The 16,201-nt window shown below is 53.2% G+C and carries 15 protein-coding genes; 5 read left to right on the top strand and 10 right to left on the bottom strand.

Translation table 11 applies throughout. From position 1 onward, the window contains the following. Positions 1-37: 37 nt before the first annotated feature. The 5 genes from GW579_RS18410 to GW579_RS18390 form a co-directional block, all read right to left on the bottom strand. Positions 38-955 carry a LacI family DNA-binding transcriptional regulator gene (locus GW579_RS18410; protein ID WP_165060933.1) on the bottom strand — a complete coding sequence of 306 codons (918 nt, stop codon included), beginning with the start codon at positions 953-955 and terminating at the stop codon, positions 38-40. 13 nt (positions 956-968) lie between these two features. Next, on the bottom strand, positions 969-2,351 hold the full coding sequence (locus GW579_RS18405) for a glycoside hydrolase family 1 protein (RefSeq protein WP_165060930.1): 1,383 nt from the start codon (positions 2,349-2,351) through the stop codon (positions 969-971). A 30-nt stretch (positions 2,352-2,381) separates the two neighbouring features. Then, a complete protein-coding gene (locus GW579_RS18400) occupies positions 2,382-3,710 on the bottom strand; it encodes a PTS sugar transporter subunit IIC (RefSeq protein ID WP_152327572.1) in 1,329 nt (442 codons plus the stop codon). Continuing rightward, on the bottom strand, positions 3,707-4,030 hold the full coding sequence (locus GW579_RS18395; RefSeq protein ID WP_152327573.1) for a PTS sugar transporter subunit IIB: 324 nt from the start codon (positions 4,028-4,030) through the stop codon (positions 3,707-3,709). The genes GW579_RS18400 and GW579_RS18395 overlap by 4 nt, the downstream gene beginning before the upstream one ends. A gap of 254 nt (positions 4,031-4,284) precedes the next feature. After that, positions 4,285-4,980, bottom strand: a complete 696-nt coding sequence (locus GW579_RS18390; RefSeq protein WP_152327574.1) for a pirin family protein — start codon at positions 4,978-4,980, stop codon at positions 4,285-4,287. A gap of 652 nt (positions 4,981-5,632) precedes the next feature. On the opposite strand from GW579_RS18390, the gene GW579_RS18385 reads away from it, so the two are divergent. After that, complete coding sequence (locus GW579_RS18385) at positions 5,633-6,130, top strand: GNAT family N-acetyltransferase (protein WP_152327576.1); 498 nt, start codon at positions 5,633-5,635, stop codon at positions 6,128-6,130. Here the strand turns inward: GW579_RS18385 and GW579_RS18380 are convergent. Next, positions 6,127-7,332: an MFS transporter gene (locus GW579_RS18380; RefSeq protein WP_152327577.1), complete on the bottom strand. Its 1,206-nt coding sequence runs from the start codon at positions 7,330-7,332 to the stop codon at positions 6,127-6,129. The genes GW579_RS18385 and GW579_RS18380 overlap by 4 nt on opposite strands. A gap of 168 nt (positions 7,333-7,500) precedes the next feature. Between GW579_RS18380 and GW579_RS23965 the strand changes: the two genes are divergently transcribed. Beyond that, positions 7,501-7,680 carry an inverse autotransporter beta domain-containing protein gene (locus GW579_RS23965; RefSeq protein WP_193333200.1) on the top strand — a complete coding sequence of 60 codons (180 nt, stop codon included), beginning with the start codon at positions 7,501-7,503 and terminating at the stop codon, positions 7,678-7,680. Further along, positions 7,608-7,985 (top strand): inverse autotransporter beta domain-containing protein, encoded by a 378-nt coding sequence (locus GW579_RS18370; RefSeq protein WP_165061181.1) that lies wholly within the window; start codon positions 7,608-7,610, stop codon positions 7,983-7,985. The genes GW579_RS23965 and GW579_RS18370 overlap by 73 nt, the downstream gene beginning before the upstream one ends. A gap of 44 nt (positions 7,986-8,029) precedes the next feature. Here the strand turns inward: GW579_RS18370 and GW579_RS18365 are convergent, their stop codons facing one another. Then, on the bottom strand, positions 8,030-8,686 hold the full coding sequence (locus tag GW579_RS18365) for a helix-turn-helix domain-containing protein (protein WP_152327579.1): 657 nt from the start codon (positions 8,684-8,686) through the stop codon (positions 8,030-8,032). A 170-nt stretch (positions 8,687-8,856) separates the two neighbouring features. Between GW579_RS18365 and olsF the strand changes: the two genes are divergently transcribed. Further along, complete coding sequence (gene olsF, locus GW579_RS18360; protein WP_165060924.1) at positions 8,857-10,560, top strand: bifunctional ornithine lipid synthase OlsF; 1,704 nt, start codon at positions 8,857-8,859, stop codon at positions 10,558-10,560. A gap of 82 nt (positions 10,561-10,642) precedes the next feature. Here olsF and GW579_RS18355 read toward each other — a convergent pair whose 3' ends face one another. The 3 genes from GW579_RS18355 to GW579_RS18345 all read right to left on the bottom strand — a co-directional run bounded on the left by GW579_RS18355 (position 10,643) and on the right by GW579_RS18345 (position 14,280). Then, entirely contained in the window at positions 10,643-11,650 is a 1,008-nt protein-coding gene (locus GW579_RS18355) for an FKBP-type peptidyl-prolyl cis-trans isomerase N-terminal domain-containing protein (protein ID WP_165060921.1), read from the bottom strand. Between the two features lie 220 nt (positions 11,651-11,870). Then, positions 11,871-13,067, bottom strand: coding sequence for a serine hydrolase domain-containing protein (locus tag GW579_RS18350; RefSeq protein ID WP_165060918.1), 1,197 nt, complete (start codon positions 13,065-13,067; stop codon positions 11,871-11,873). A gap of 4 nt (positions 13,068-13,071) precedes the next feature. Then, positions 13,072-14,280 carry an aminoacetone oxidase family FAD-binding enzyme gene (locus tag GW579_RS18345; protein ID WP_165060915.1) on the bottom strand — a complete coding sequence of 403 codons (1,209 nt, stop codon included), beginning with the start codon at positions 14,278-14,280 and terminating at the stop codon, positions 13,072-13,074. 321 nt (positions 14,281-14,601) lie between these two features. On the opposite strand from GW579_RS18345, the gene pitA reads away from it, so the two are divergent. Continuing rightward, positions 14,602-16,107, top strand: a complete 1,506-nt coding sequence (gene pitA / locus GW579_RS18340) for an inorganic phosphate transporter PitA (protein WP_152327584.1) — start codon at positions 14,602-14,604, stop codon at positions 16,105-16,107. Positions 16,108-16,201: the final 94 nt, after the last annotated feature.

Here is a 16,201-nt window from a genome sequence, read left to right as displayed (position 1 = left end):
AGGCGGATATCCGTTGCTGCGCGACATGAGATGTGGGTCAGAAAGGGATAGAAAGCTGCCCGCGAACCGGTGCGCCCGCGTTCGCTGAAAATTGCCCGGCGAGCAACGCCATGGCGGTTTGTGCCAGCGTTTCCAGCGGATACGTGATGGCCGGAACGGCGGAAATCCCCGGCGGCAACGTGCTGTCGAGGCTGAAGACCATCACGCTGGCGGGCACAGCGCGCCCGTGTTGCGCGAGCTGGCGCAGGGCGTCCTGTGCGCTGGCATCGTCCGGCACCAGCAATGCGTTGAACGGAACGTTTTGCGCCAGCAACTGCGTAAGCGCCTGTTCGCCACTGTGGACCAGCCGCCGGTCGTACGGCAGCAGGAATTTTTCCAGCGCCTGATGATAACCCTGCAAGATTTGCCCGGCGGTTTCGCCGTTTTCTGCATTAATCAGCGCAATCTGCCTGCGTCCTTGCTGCAAAACATACTGGCAGGCTGTTTCGGCGGCAAAGCTGCGGTCAAAGTGAATGCTGCGGTCGGAATCTTCATCCAGACAATCAATAGTAATCACGTTTTCCGGCAATGGCGGCAGTTCAAAGCGCGCGCCGATAACGATCATCGCATCGCATAATCCTCTGCCGATTTCGTTAACTGAATGCGCCAGACCCGCCGCATCCGTGGCGAATCTCAGCAGCAAATATTTCTGGTTTAGCCGTAACTCTTTTTCCAGCGCGTGCAGATAACCGGTGGACTGGTTGATGTTTTCTGCCGCGCAAATCACGCCGATACAGCCGGTGGACTGCGTGGACAGCGACTGCGCAATCACGCTCGGTTTGTATTGCAGCGTTTCCACCGCCTGCATTACGGCCAGGCGGCTTTCCTCTTTGACACCGCGGCTGCCACTCAGGACACGGGACACCGTCGCTTTCGACACCTTCGCCAGCCGCGAAACGTCGTTAATGTTTGCCATGTCTTTCCTTGTGTTAATCGAAACCGTTATTTTCAGATACCGCCGCGAACCATTCGCCGCTTTTCTTCACCGTCCGTTTCTGCGTTTCCAGATCCAGCTGAATGAAACCATACCGGTTTTTATAGGCATTCATCCATGACCAGCAGTCAATAAATGTCCACATATGATAGCCGAGACAGCCGCTGCCTTCCTGCAATGCCCGGTGCAGCCATTTCAGATGTCCGCTGACAAATTCGATACGGTAATCGTCGTCAATCCGTCCGTCTTTTTCGAAGCGCAGTTCATGCTCAACGCCCATGCCGTTTTCAGAAATAAAACAGCGCGGATTGCCGTAGTTTTCACGCAGATTAGTGAGGATATCGTAGATCCCCTGCTCGTAGATTTCCCAGCCACGGTGCGGGTTCATTTTGCGCCCCGGCATGACGTAGTTATCAAAGAACCATTCCGGCATAAACGGACTTTCTGGATTGACCATGCTGTCGCGGCACTGAATGCGGCGCGGCTGGTAATAGTTGATGCCGAGCAAATCCACCACGCCCTGTTGCAGCAGCGCTTTATCACCCGGTTGACAGGCCGGCAGCTGATCGTGTTTTTTCAGCAAATCTACCAGTTCCTGCGGATATTCACCGCGCAGCGCCGGGTCAAGGAAACTGCGGTTAAACATCAGATCCGCAATATTCGCCGCTTTCAGATCTGCCGGGTTTTGCGAGCGCGGGTACGACGGCGTCAGGTTAAGAATGATGCCGATTTCGCCGCCAGGGTTGCGGGCGCGATAGGCTTTCACCGCCAGAGAATGCGCCAGCATGGTGTGGTAAGCCACAGTGGCTGCACGTCTGAAATCCACCACATTCGGATAATGGAAGTCATAAAGATACCCGCCTTCCACCGGCACGACCGGTTCGTTGAACGTAAACCAATGCTTCACGCGATCGCCAAACAGCTCAAAACACGTATCGGCGTATTTGGCGTAAGCCTGAACGACATCACGGTTTTCCCAGCCGCCAATTTCCTGCATCGCCATCGGCATATCGAAGTGGAACAGATTGATAAACGGCTGCACGCCCTGCGCCAGCATTTCGTCGATAACCTGATTATAAAATGTGACCGCTTCCTGATTCACTTCACCGCGTCCGTTGGGGATCAAACGCGCCCAGGAAATCGATGTGCGGAAAGTGTTGTGGTTCAGCTGTTTCAGCAGCGCGATATCTTCGCGCCAGTTTTTATAAAACGTCGATGTGTCCTGCGGGCCGACGTCGTTATGGAAACGCGTCGGTTGCTGCGAATACCAGTGATCCCATACCGTCGCACTTTTACCGTGACTCAGGGTTTCACCTTCCGTCTGCGGCGCAGAACTGGCACTGCCCCACCAGAACTCTTTTGGAAATGCGTATTTCATCGTTATCCTCGCTGTCCGTTGCTTTGCGTTTTAGCTGTTGACCGGTACGGCGTTACCCGCCGTTTGGGCACCGGCCTTTTCCGCTTCCTGTTTGAGTAATGTGCGTTCGTACGCTTTCAGGAACGGGTAATACATCACTGCTGATAACACCATACAGAACAGGCACATAATTACCGGACTGAATGCCCAGTTTGCGGCCCATGACGCACCAATTGGCGCAGGCGTTGTCCAGGGTGTGAGCGACACCACTTGCGCGACCCAGCCGAGTTTGGTGGCGGTATACGCGAAAACGGCGTTGAGCATCGGCACTAAGGTGAACGGCAGGAAAAACACCGGATTCATGATAATCGGCGTACCAAACAGGATCGGTTCGTTGATGTTAAAGAAGCTCGGCACCACGCCCATTTTGCCAATGGTGCGAAGATGCACGGCCTTGCTGCACAACAGTAATATCGCCAGCGGCAGGGTCGAGCCGACGCCGCCAATCAGCAGATAGTGATCCCAGAAACCTTGCAGATAAATGTGCGGCAGCGGTTCGCCTGCCTGTAACGCGGTCTGGTTCAGCGCAAGATTGGTCATCCAGAACGGGTTCATAATGCCGGTGACAATCAGCGCGCCGTGAATACCGGCGAACCACAGCACCTGACAGATAAATACCGAAATCAGAATCGCCGGCAGGGAATCAGACGCAGAAACCAGCGGCGCGAGCAGATGCATAATCGCTTCAGGAATAATCATGCCCGTGGCGGACTGAATAAACAGGTTCAGCGGATGCAGCGTGGCGACAATCACGACGACCGGGATCAGGATTTCAAACGAGCGCGCCACGCCGGTCGGGACTTCTTTTGGCAGGCGGATCGTAATGTTGCGACGTTTGAGCAGCGCATAGACTTCGGCGGCGTAAATCGCCGTCAGGATCGCAGTGAAAATGCCTTCACCGGAGAAGTATTGCGTCGAAATTTGTTTGTCATGGTAGGGCGCAGCGACCAGCAGAAAGGCCATAAACGCCAGCAGTCCGGTCATGATCGGGTCGAGTTTGTAGTGTTTACCGAGACTCGCGCCGATACCGACAGAGATGAAAAAAGTCATCACCCCCATGCTCAGATACCACGGCAGCATCAGCTGTTCGCGGTATTTCAGCGACAAATCCAGCCAGCCACGCGCGAAACCCCAGGTGGTGTCCGGTGAAAATGGCGGAAAAATGAAGACCAGCATAAACGAGCCGATAATCATAAAAGGCAACGCCGCGATAAATCCGTCACGAATGGCGATCACATGCCGCTGCTGACCGACGCTGCCGGCCAGTGGCGTGATATGTTTCTCAATGACGTTGACCATCGCCTGATAAAGGCCACTCATACGCGGCTTCCTTCCTGTGCGATCAGGCCGAAGGCGAAGTCGAGTACGTTGTCGCCGCGCTGCATGCCGTAATCCATCATGTTGATGACTTCGACCGGAATATTGAATTCTGCGGCCCTTTTGGATAAATCAGCCTGCATATAACGCACCTGCGGCCCGAGCAGCACCACCTGATAATCACGGAATTTCTCGTCAAACTCGCTGGCCCCGAACGCATCAATCTGCACGTCTTCACCGCGCTGCGCAGCGACCTCTTTCATTTTGCGAACTAATAAACTGGTCGACATCCCCGCCGAACAACAAAGCATGATTCTTTTCATTTTTGCTTCACTCCCAGATGATTTATGTTCTGCCCGTTTCTCTTGCTGAGGGTATTTGAATCACTTTGGAAACCGGTTTCCATAGAACAGAAACTAATGTGCGAAGGGGGTCAAAAAATTGCCGGTCGATTTGTTGCGGGTGTGAATGCCGTCACGAAGCTGAAAGATTCAGCAATGCAAACGCGGGGAAAAGGACTAAGGGACAAAAACAAAAAAGGCGACCGGAGTCGCCTTTAGCGGAGTGCCAGAAATCATCAGACCGGTGGCAGGTCGAAAAGCAGAATTTCACTGTCTTCATCGGCGTGAACGGACAGCGCCGTTTCATCCCAGATCGCCAGCGCATCGCTCGGCCCGGCTTTCTGGCCATTGATGGACACCGTGCCTTTCACCACCTGGATCCACACGCGGCGTTCAGCCTGAATCTGATAAACAGACTGTTCGTCTTTTTTCAGCGCCCAGCGGGACAATTCCATATCCTGGAAGACTTTCAGCGAACCGTCACGGGCGTCCGGAGAGAGCACCAGCTGGCGGCCCTGCGGCGCGTCAAACATGCGTTGTTCATAACGCGGTTCCAGCCCTTTTTGATTGGGAATAATCCAGATCTGATACAGGTGCAGTTTACGGTCACTGTTGCCGTTGTACTCGGAATGCGTCACACCGGTCCCGGCGCTCATAATCTGGAATTCACCGGCCTGAATCTGCTCTTTATTGCCCATGCTGTCCTGATGTTCCACAGTGCCTTCGAGCACGTAAGTCAGAATTTCCATGTCTTTGTGCGGATGCTTACCAAAACCCTGCCCCGCATCGATGAAATCTTCATTGATCACCCGCAGCGCGGAGAAGCCCATAAAGTTCGCATCGTAGTAATCGGCAAAAGAGAAGGTATGCCAGCTTTCCAGCCAGCCGTGACTTGCGTGACCGCGTTCTTGTGCTTTGCGTAAGTAGATCATGTTCAACTCTCCTCAATGTTTTCTCTAGTCTAGTCAACGGCTGAGAATAAGAAAGCGTAAAAACTTCACCCCTCTGTTCAAAAAATATGAACAAATGCAGATGATTAAATCCAAAGGATTTGTAGAAGACATGAGAAGGATTTGGAAAAGAGAAAAGATGTGTTTTTTTTCGAAATAGTTCGTGTTGTGGGAAGGCGGCAAGAAAGTGAATCCGATGAGCATACATAAGTATGTGATTCGGGTGAGCGCACGCAGCCAACGCATCCACAGCGCGAAATAGGAAAGCAGTTTTTCCGAAATAGTTCGTGTTGTGGGAAGGCGGCAAGAAAGTGAATCCCGATGAGCATACATAAGTATGTGATTCGGGTGAGCGCACGCAGCCAACGCATCCACAGCGCGAAATAGGAAGGAAAAAAAAAGCCAGCACCCGGCTGGCTAAGTAATACTGGAAGCAATGTGAGCAATGTCGTGCATTCATGGGGACCCGTTTGACCTTGGTGTGAGGCCATCCCCGGAACGCATGGCAATAATAATCATTATCATTCGCACTTGTAAAGCATTTTTTTTCACCAAACATTCGATTGACAGTTTTCCTATTCCTGATAAATGTAGAGGATATTCAAACAGTAACCATAAAAAGAGGAGTGTCGCCATGAGCGAAATAGTCATACGTCACGCTGAAGCCGCAGATGCAGAGGCGCTTCAGCACCTATACGCTCAGGTTCCTGTTTACAGCGACACTCTCCAGCTCCCTTATCCGCCCGCCTCGCTATGGGAAGACCGACTGGCAAACTCTGCGCCGGGAAGATTCGCGCTGGTGGCCTGCATTGACGGCAAACTCGTCGGCAATCTCACGCTGATGGTCGAGCAACCGTGGCGGCGACGTCATGTGGCGACCTTCGGGATTGGCGTGGATACCGGCTTTCAGGGGCGTGGTGTGGGCAGCAAGTTGCTTGAAGCGGCGCTGGAACTCTGCGACAAATGGTTGCAGGTGAAACGCGTCGAACTGACGGTGTATGCCGATAACGAGGCCGCCATCGGGCTGTACAAGAAGTATGGTTTTAGCATTGAAGGCCGCAGCCCGTACTACGCCCTGCGCGACGGCGAACTGGTGGATACGCTGCATATGGGGCGCATCCGCGGCGTTTAATCTGTCCTGACAGAGGCGCTGGTTTCGCGCGGTAAACGCCTCAGAACCAGCGCCATCGCAATAAACACCAGCAACGCAGAACCGAGGTAAATCGAATCAATTCCGGCCTGCGCCATCAGCATTCCCGCCAGCGGGCCGGTAATTCCCAGTGACAAATCAAGAAACGCAGAATAGGTCGCCAGCGCGCTGCCCTGATTGTCCTGCGGCAATTTCTTAACCGCCACCACGCCGAGCGCCGGAAAGACCAGCGAGAAGCCTGCGCCCGTCAGGAATGCGCCCCCCATGGCGACCAGCGCCGTCGGTGCGAAAAAGACCAGGATCAGCCCCACGATTTCAACAACGAAGCACGCCAGTGCAACGCGTAAGCCGCCAAAGCGGTTGATACAATTCGGGAACAGCAACCGCATGCCGACAAACGCTGCACTGAAAAATGTCAGCGAGAACGCTGCGCCGGACCAGTTTTTAGCATCGTAAAACAGGGTGATAAACGTGGCGATCACCCCAAAGCCGGTGGAAGCCAGCGCGAGCATCATGCCGTAGGGCAAAATTTTCCCCAGCACCTGGCTGAACGGAATTTGCGTGACGGGTTTCCCCGCGACCGGCGGTTTACGCCACGCCACCAGTAACGCCGTCAGCGCTACCAGAATTATGCACACCGACAACAGCGTCAGGCCGCCTAGGCTGAAAATCCCCACACCGAGCGGCGCGCCAATTGCCATCGCGCCATACGTCACCACCCCGCTCCACGAAATCACCTTGCCGATATGCAGCGAACCGACCACGCCGATGCCCCAGAGCGTCGAACCGGTTCCGGCAAAACTTTGTCCCGCGCCCAGCAGTAAACGCCCGACGCACAACAGCGTCAGGCTGGCCGCCGGTGACGCGTCCATCCATAACGCCAGCAAATAGAACACGCCGCTAAGCAGGCAGCCGCTGAGCCCGAGCATCACCACGCGCTTTGGCCCGACTTTATCGGCGTAACGCCCGGCGTGCGGACGGCTCAGCAGCGTCGCGAAGTATTGCAAGCTGATCACCAGCCCCGCCCAGAACGCGCTGTAACCGAGATGATCGTGGACATACCCAGGCAGAATCGCCAGCGGCAGGCCGATCGTCAGGTAGTTAGCAAAGTTGAAAACCAGAATGGAGAGGATCCGTAATGTGGTTTTTGAAGACGAACTTTCGGGCAAAGCGGGAGCAGGCATGGAAATCGACGTCTCACGAAGAAGGTTCTGGCATGTTGCAAAGCCGTAAATGAGTCTTGGACTTTATTAGCAATAGGTTGTTTTAGCAACAAATTGAAACACCGATTTAAGAGCCCCGGAACCGCTACCTTTCTGGAGAATGGAGAACCCGGCCATTTAGGTTCTGAAGTGTGCACGAATTTCTTAAAACTTAGCGGAAACTATTCTATTCCTTTGTCTGCGTGGAAAGCGTCAGCGGACTTCGATAATGACGAAGAACGTCCGGCTCCCGATCTATTTACCTTGTTATCCGCAATCAGGTTGCGCTTTTTGGCACCGACAGTTTTGAGGAAGACCCGACCTCTGTGACGCTGGGCGTGGATTACACGCCGGTGCCTTTGGTGACGATCGGCGCGGGATATAAACAAGGTAATGCTGACCAGAATGAAGTCACGGCGAATATCAGTTTTGATTACCCCATCGGTACGCCGCTTTCAAAACAGCGGGATGCCTCTGCGGTTGCCGATATGTGCACGCTGGCGGGCAGCCGGATGGATTTTGTCGACCGAAACAACGATATCGTGCTGGAATACCGGCACTATCACCGTCATCGAACATCAATGCCGGTAACAATAACCAGCCAGACACCGATTAATTATCTAAGGATAATTTAGAAGGCGTCGCCTGTCTGGTAAATTAAACAACCCCGTTGCATGTTTTAATATTCCCGAGGGAATTTTTTGAGGATCGCAATAAGCTTGCCGTTCTCAATATTAATATATTCACCCTGCCGTAAATCGGACAAAATTTTCATCACACCGCTACGGGCCAGGTGAGTATGCTCATGAATATAATTAAAAACGCTGGTGCGTAACCGTTGCTCCGGCGGCATCAATTCAAGTTCAAACAGGAAGGCGCAGACAATCTGATACGTTGATTTGCTGATCAGCAAATTGGTCCGGTAGGCCTGAAAGTCACTGAGGTACGTCTGGAAATGCAGGACTTCTTTGAACAACTGATGTTCACTGACAAGTTCCATCGCGCGGGAAAAAGGTAACGTTTCGAGTACCGCCCCTTTTTCACTTCTGAACTGATAAAGGTTATAGCGGAACGGTGAACCCTGCATGCCAAATAGATTTGGCGCAGCGGCTCTGACAAAACGTAAGTTATCGGCAGTACGGTAAATATTCAGCGCGCCGTCTAATACTAAGACTACTTTTGCCTGTTCCTTTACCGGGTTCAGTTCAATAACAGACTCTTTTCCCTTTATCTCAAGAGGGGCGGACGCCGTGCGGAAAGCCGCAATGAGTTTATTAATGGCTTTAGTCGGTTTTGACATAGGGAGCAATAAATCAGGAACAGGTTTTTTGTCCATTTCGAATTCCCTCCCCTGAGTTGTTGATTTTACCTACACACTATAGTCCGGCGCGGGCACTATACGGAAATAATTCAGCGCCGGAAAGGTTCGTTATTCTGTCATTTTACTGACACATCACTGTCACACCGGCTGACTATGGTCAGATGACTTCAACCGGAGGACATCCTATGTTCAGCATGGATACCCTGTTTCAGGATCTCGACCCGCAGCACAAGACCCCTTCCTGGCAACGCCGTCTCCTAAAAGCCCTGTTCCGCGAAAAAGAATTCCACCGCTTTGCCGAACAACATCAGCATCTGAAAGGCATTGATATGGCCGAACAGGTGCTGGAGCATTTTAATATTCGCTGTGAACTGACGGAACGCGACCGGGAACAAATCCCAAGCTACGGGCCGGTAGTTATCGTCGCCAACCATCCGATCGGAACGCTAGACGGGCTGGCATTATTGCACGCAGTGGCGTCTGTACGCCCTGACGTCAAAGTGGTCGCGAACCAGATACTGTCGCTGGTGACGTCGCTCGGCAGCCTGATGATCCCGGTTGATAATATGGGCAATCGCACCCGACGCAATCAGGTCACGCTGATGCAGGAGCATCTGGTGAATCAGGGCGTGCTGATTGTGTTTCCGGCCGGTGAAGTGTCACGCATGAGTTCGAAAGGCGTGCGCGACGGCAAATGGCATACCGGTTTTATCCGCCTTGCTGCCAAAGCCCGTGCGCCGGTAGTTCCGGTGCATATCGGCGGCAGCAACAGCGCGCTGTTTTATCTCAGCTCAATGATTTACCGCCCGCTCAGCACGTTATTGCTGGTTCATGAAATGTTCGGGCAACGCGGTAACAGCCTGACGCTGAAAATCGGCGCGCGCATTCCTTATTCCAGCTGGCACGACGGACAAATGACGGCGGGCGATCTGGCCGCGCGTTTCCGAAAACACGTGTATCGCCTTGGCAGCGGAAAGCCTGAGCTGTTTCATACCGAAACGTCGATTGCCCGCGCAGAAGACCGCGCCGTGCTGAAACATGCGCTGGAAGCCAGTGAAGTGCTGGGCAAAACACCCGACGGCAAAATGATTTATCTCTATCGCCGCCACGGCGAAGATTACGTGCCGATACTGCGCGAATTGGGGCGGTTGCGCGAAATTGCGTTCCGCGCCGTAGGCGAAGGCAGCGGCCGTCGTCGCGATCTCGACGGTTACGATGACGATTATTATCACCTGGTGTTGTGGGATCCGCAGGCGCTGGAAATCGTCGGCGCTTACCGGTTTATCCCGACCGCCGAACAGGTCGCCAGCAAAGGCCTGAACGGCATTTACAGCCAGAGCCTGTTCCAGTACGGCCATCAGATGGACCCGATTCTCGCACAGGGCATTGAACTCGGACGCAGCTTTATTCAGCCAGCGTACTGGGGCAAACGCGGGCTGGATTATTTGTGGCTCGGCATCGGCGCGTATCTGGCGAAATATCCGCAAACGCGTTACCTGTTTGGCCCGGTGTCGATTTCCGGCGGCTTACCGCTGGCCGCACGCGATTTACTGGTCACCTTTTATCGCCTGTATTTCGCGCCCGCGCTGCCGCTGGCGACGTCACGCCGCCCTTATCCGGCATCTTTGCCCGACGTGCTCGCACAGTTTTGCGGTGATGACTATCAGGAAGATTTGCAGCGTCTGAAACGTCTGCTGGCAAACCTCGGTTGCAGTATTCCGGCGCTGTATAAGCAGTATTCAGAACTTTGCGAAACCGGCGGCGTGCAGTTTATTGATTTCGGCAGCGACCCGGAATTCAACCACTGCATCGACGGGCTGGTTCTGGTGGATCTCAGTCAGCTGAAACCGTCTAAGTTTGAACGCTATATTGCGGTGCACCAGGGCTAATTCCTTGTTATGAAACAAAATTCTGACACAAAAAAAGGGCACCCTCTGTATAAACAAGGGCGCCCTTTCTTATTCATCCGGATTACTGTGCTTTATTCACATCCACCACGGTAATGGTGTAGATCACCACTACGTCCGGCCGATTTGCGTCACTGGCGTTTTCAACGGCAACAGGCGGAATGACCACCTGAATCTCACCGCCTTTGCGAATCAGTTTTACGCTGTCGCGCAGAACCGGCGGCATATTCGCCACGCGGAAGACTTGATTAGCATTCTCAACCTGCGGGCCGTCTACGATTGTGCCATCCACCAGTTTGCCCTGATAGCCAACTTCAACCGTATCGGTATCTTTGAGTACGTTGCCCTCGCCTTTGTTTTTAACCAAGTACAGCAAACCTTGTTTGGTCTTTTTCACGCCATCTTGTTTGGCGAAATCAGCGAGGAAGGCTTTATCCGCGGCACTCTTTTTATCCATTTCTGCTTTCGTCAGGACTTTGACCTGTTCATCAAACGCCGTCAGCGTCGTGTGAATGTCCTGATCGCTCATTTTCACCTGATTATTAAAGGTGTCTGCGATCCCGGCCAGCATGATGTCTTTGCTCATGGCGATGTGCAGCGCTTTCTGCTGCTCAATCTGTTCTTCGATGTAACGCGCCATCGCGACACCGCTGGCGTAAGCCCGTTTCTGCTCTTCGCTGTCGAGGCTGAACACAGGTTTTACCGGCGCTTTCGGTTCTTCTTTCGCCGCAGGAACGGTGGCTGCCGATGTCGGTAAAACGGTCAGCGGAGCCGGAATTTCGGTAACAGCGGGGGCGGATTTTTCAGATGCTATCGGAACAGGTTCAGTGGCAATAACAGGTGCCGGTTTCTCAGGCGCTGCCGGAGCAGGTTCAGTGGCAACAAACGGTGCCGGTTTCTCAGGCGCTGCCGGAGCAGCTTCGGCGGCAGCAACAGCAGCCGGTTTTTCAGGTGCCGCCGTTACGGCAGGTTCCGTAGTGACAACCGGCGCGGGATCAGCGGCAACGGCTGCGCCGGACAACATCAGTAAGCCGGCAAGGCAGGCGTTTTTTTTACGAGTCAGGGAGAACATAACAGTCCTTTGCGAAAAGAGAGTCCCCGCAGGGCATGATAATTTTCAGGCAGGTTATATTATTTTCGGAAAAGAAATATCTGATTCGGCGCAAGACTGTCGGAAAGAAACTATAAAACTGTTATGAAACAATCCCCCCTTCTGAATTCTAATATGTAAAAATTTTTATTTACATAAATCAGTCAGATTATTCAGCACGCACACATTCACGAAAACAATATCAATGGCACTTCCCGCGATAATCATCGGCCATCGCCATTCTCAGCAAAAGATCATGACCAATATAATTGCTCCAGTTAAAGGTGTTTTGTAATACCACCACGGCATTCTGATGTTTTTTATCAAAACCAATATAACTGGAATAGCCGCCGATATAGCCGACCTGATACGTAATCGTTTGATGGCTGATGTGATCCGTCACCCACGCGATATTCGCCGCCTCGATAGCTCGCTGGAAATATACTTTTTCCGTGTCGCTGATCGCCATGTTGAGATCACCATTTTTTGAGCCATCTATGTGAGCACGCAGGTACTTAAGCAGGTCGTCCACATTGCTGTACAGGCTGGCGGCGGCCACCATGTTATTGGAGAAATGCCAGTCAGGCACCACTTCGCCGCGCGGGATAAATTTCGGCTGATCGCCCGCATGCCCGATGGCGCGGTAAGGATAGTCTTTCAGGCGCGTCGCATAAAAACTGGTGTTATCCATCTTTAGCGAGCGGAAAATAAAATCATAAGACAGTTGCTGGATGTCTTCGCCGGTTTTCAGTTTGAGAATATACCCCAACAGCGCGTAGCCTAAATTGGAATACTGCGGCTCGCGCTTCTCCGGCTTTTTAAACCCTGACAGATCGTTGACGACGGAATCGCTGTCCAGCTCGTGATAGAAATTGTCGCCGGTGTAGAGATAGCGGAGAAAACTCTCCAGCATGTCTTTATTCATGTTTTGTCGCGGCAGACCGGACGTGTGTGTCGCCAGCTGCAACAGCGTGATGTTTTTCGCATCCTCGCTCAGCGGGATATTTTTCGGCAGCAAATCGGAAAGTTTATCGTCCCAGCGCAACTGGCCTTTATTGACCAGCCCGGCCACCACTTCGCCGGTCACGCCTTTACTCACAGAACCCAGCGCGAACAGGGTTTCCCCGTCGATTCTGTAGCTGTGGGTGGAATTAGTGTAGCCGTAGCCCCAGGTTCTGGCCTCGCCGTTGTTTCTGATAATGCCTATCGCAAGGCCCGCCGCTTTCTCTTTTTTCTGATACTGGCGGACAACGCCATTAACCATCTCATCGAGATCGCCCGAACAGGCCAGCGCCCGCACGGCATCGGTATGCTCTTTCACCTGCATGTCAGATAACGTTCCGCAGGATGTCAGAAACAGGGGGGACAAAATGAAGAAACGGTGAAATCCCCCTGTCATGTGGCTATTTCGCGCCCTTCGGTCGGGAAATCAGGTCCTGCGCGCACGCCCAGGCGGAGCTCCACGCCCACTGGAAATTGTATCCGCCCAGCCAGCCGGTCACATCCACGACTTCGCCGATAAAATACAGACCCGGCACTTTTGCCGCGGCCATGGTTTTGGAGGAAAGTTCGCGCGTATCGACGCCGCCTAGCGTGACTTCCGCCGTGCGGTAACCTTCGGTGCCGTTCGGCTGAACCTGCCAGTTTTGCAATTGCTCAACCAGTTCGGCCTGTTGCGGCACGTTCAGCTGTTTCAGCGTGACGTCCGGCAGTTGCCCGAGCGTTTGCAGACATTCCACCAGACGTTTAGGCAGTTGCATCGCCAGCGTATTTTTCAGGCTCTGGTTCGGGTGTTCCTGCCGCTGTGCATTGAGAAACGCCGCCAGATCGATATCAGGCAGTAAGTTAACGCTCACAAACTCGCCAGGCTGCCAGAAGCTGGAAAGTTGCAGAACCGCCGGGCCGGACATCCCGCGATGCGTAAACAGAATGCTTTCGCGGAACACCGTGCCATCCTGCGCGGTCAGCACAGCGGGCACGGAGACGCCGGAAAGCGTCTGCAAATGGTCGAGCAGCGGCTTGTGCAGCGTAAACGGCACCAGACCGGCGCGGGTCGGTAACACTTTCAGGCCAAACTGTTCGGCCAGACGATAACCGAAAGGCGACGCGCCCAGCCCCGGCATGGAAAGTCCGCCGCTGGCAACCACAAGTGAGTGAGTACTTACAGTTGAGCCATTCACTTTGATAATAAAGCCATCTTCGGTTTTCTGAACGTCTGAAATCTCGCTGCGCAGACGCACATCGACATTCCCCCGTTCACATTCTTTATCCAGCAACGCCACAATTTGTGTCGCTGAATCATCGCAAAAAAGCTGGCCGAGCGTTTTCTCGTGCCAGGCGATGTTGTAGCGGTTGACCAGATCGATGAAATCCCACTGGGTGTAACGCGCCAGCGCGGATTTACAGAAATGCGGGTTTTCTGAAAGATAGGCAGCCGGTTCGGCATACAGATTGGTGAAGTTGCAGCGACCGCCGCCCGACATCAGAATTTTTCGTCCGGTTTTTTTGCCATTATCCAGCAGCAGAACCCGGCAGCCACCCTGTCCGGCCTGCGCTGCACAGAACATGCCTGCCGCACCCGCACCAATGACTACCACATCAACCTGTTCCACTTTTGGCCTCTCTTACCGGAAATTTCAGCTACGTTTTAGACAGGGCTTCCCCCTGTGCAAATGGGCTTTAGCCGCATTGCGACGCGGATTGTAAGGGACAGACGCCCCTGAAACCAGCCAGAGAGGTGGTTTTCTGAACGTCGTAAGTAAATGTTTCAGCACCTAAACGAGGAATAAGATTTTGATATATAAAAAATAAATTGAAACAAAGCCAAATATTGAACTGTTTTTAGTCAAAAAAATGTCATATTTTCCTTTTCCCGTCCCCCTGTTCTCGCAGATAATGCGCGGCGTTCATGACCACTAACTGGCGTAACAATTATGCTGCATCTATTTGCCGGGTTGGATATTCATACCGGTTCGTTATTGATTCTCGCGTTACTGTTTGTTCTGTTCTATGAAGCCATTAACGGTTTCCATGATACGGCCAACGCAGTAGCAACCGTCATATACACCCGGGCAATGCGTTCGCAATTAGCGGTCGTGATGGCAGGGGTATTTAACTTCTTTGGCGTCCTGCTCGGTGGTTTGAGCGTGGCCTATGCCATCGTCCATTTACTTCCAACCGATTTGTTGCTGAATGTAGGTTCCGCGCATGGCCTTGCCATGGTGTTCTCTATGTTACTGGCGGCGATCATCTGGAACCTCGGCACCTGGTATTTTGGTCTGCCGGCGTCCAGCTCCCATACCCTCATTGGCGCTATTATCGGCGTGGGTTTGACTAACGCGCTGATGACCCACACGTCAGTGGTTGATGCGTTAAACATCCCGAAAATGATTGGCATTTTCGCCTCACTGATCGTCTCACCGCTGGTCGGGATGATTATGGCGGGAACCATGATTTTCCTGCTGCGTCGCTACTGGAGCGGGAATAAAAAACACGCCCGTATCCACCTGACGCCGGCAGAACGTGAAAAGAAAGACGGCAAGAAGAAGCCGCCATTCTGGACCCGTATTGGCCTTATTCTGTCCGCAATCGGCGTGAGTTTCTCTCACGGAGCGAACGATGGTCAGAAAGGTATCGGCCTGATCATGCTGGTGTTGATTGGCGTGGCTCCGGCAGGTTTCGTGGTGAACATGAGCGCGACCGGTTACGACATTGCCCGTACCCGCGACGCCGTGACGCACCTCGGCCAGTATTATTCGCAGCATGTTGATGCGGTGCCACACGTTGTGGCGCAGACGCCTCTGGTGCCTGCACCGGACGTCAATATCGCACCAGCCGATGAGACAAAAGTGTTCCATTGCGACAGCAGCCACGCACTTGATGCGATTGGCCGTGCGCAGACACTGCTGACTAATCTTCAGTCTTACAGCGATCTGGCACCGGAAGAACGCAGCCACATGCGCCGCCTGCTAATGTGTGTTTCTGATACTGCCGATAAAGTCGCTAAACTGCCGGAAACTTCCGCGGCGGATAAACGCTTCCTCGGCGAGCTGAAAACCGACATTCTGCAAACTGTCGAATATGCCCCGATTTGGATCATCATCGCGGTCGCGCTGGCGCTGGCGCTGGGTACCATGATTGGCTGGAAGCGCGTTGCGACCACCATCGGTGAGAAGATTGGTAAGAAAGGCATGACCTACGCTCAGGGCCTGTCTGCGCAGATGACGGCAGCGGTGTCTATCGGTGTGGCCAGTTACACCGGTATGCCGGTTTCCACCACGCACGTGTTGTCCTCTGCGGTTGCAGGCACCATGATTGTGGATGGCGGCGGTGTTCAGTCTAAAACCGTGAAAAACATCGCTATGGCGTGGATTTTAACCCTACCCGTGTCGATTGTTCTTTCCGGCGTGTTGTACTGGATTGCGCTGAAGCTTATCTGATAAACCTGCGTGCTCAGGCACGGATGTAAAAAAGGCGGCCTTGTTCTCAGAACCGGTCGCCTTTTTTTATTCCCTTTTTCACACTTTCCTCGCA

The sequence above is a fragment of the Rahnella contaminans genome (assembly GCF_011065485.1).
GTDB lineage: Bacteria > Pseudomonadota > Gammaproteobacteria > Enterobacterales > Enterobacteriaceae > Rahnella > Rahnella contaminans.
Note: the sequence above shows the minus strand (reverse complement) of the source record. Positions and strands in the feature narration are given on the sequence as shown.

Excerpts from the sequence above, each read along its gene's own strand:
- GW579_RS18410 (WP_165060933.1), bottom strand. The coding sequence starts at position 955 with ATGGCAAACATTAACGACGTTTCGCGGCTGGCGAAGGTGTCGAAAGCG.
- GW579_RS18405 (WP_165060930.1), bottom strand. The coding sequence starts at position 2,351 with ATGAAATACGCATTTCCAAAAGAGTTCTGGTGGGGCAGTGCCAGTTCT.
- GW579_RS18400 (WP_152327572.1), bottom strand. The coding sequence starts at position 3,710 with ATGAGTGGCCTTTATCAGGCGATGGTCAACGTCATTGAGAAACATATC.
- GW579_RS18395 (WP_152327573.1), bottom strand. The coding sequence starts at position 4,030 with ATGAAAAGAATCATGCTTTGTTGTTCGGCGGGGATGTCGACCAGTTTA.
- GW579_RS18390 (WP_152327574.1), bottom strand. The coding sequence starts at position 4,980 with ATGATCTACTTACGCAAAGCACAAGAACGCGGTCACGCAAGTCACGGC.
- GW579_RS18385 (WP_152327576.1), top strand. The coding sequence starts at position 5,633 with ATGAGCGAAATAGTCATACGTCACGCTGAAGCCGCAGATGCAGAGGCG.
- GW579_RS18380 (WP_152327577.1), bottom strand. The coding sequence starts at position 7,332 with ATGCCTGCTCCCGCTTTGCCCGAAAGTTCGTCTTCAAAAACCACATTA.
- GW579_RS18365 (WP_152327579.1), bottom strand. The coding sequence starts at position 8,686 with ATGGACAAAAAACCTGTTCCTGATTTATTGCTCCCTATGTCAAAACCG.
- olsF (WP_165060924.1), top strand. The coding sequence starts at position 8,857 with ATGTTCAGCATGGATACCCTGTTTCAGGATCTCGACCCGCAGCACAAG.
- GW579_RS18355 (WP_165060921.1), bottom strand. The coding sequence starts at position 11,650 with ATGTTCTCCCTGACTCGTAAAAAAAACGCCTGCCTTGCCGGCTTACTG.
- GW579_RS18350 (WP_165060918.1), bottom strand. The coding sequence starts at position 13,067 with ATGACAGGGGGATTTCACCGTTTCTTCATTTTGTCCCCCCTGTTTCTG.
- pitA (WP_152327584.1), top strand. The coding sequence starts at position 14,602 with ATGCTGCATCTATTTGCCGGGTTGGATATTCATACCGGTTCGTTATTG.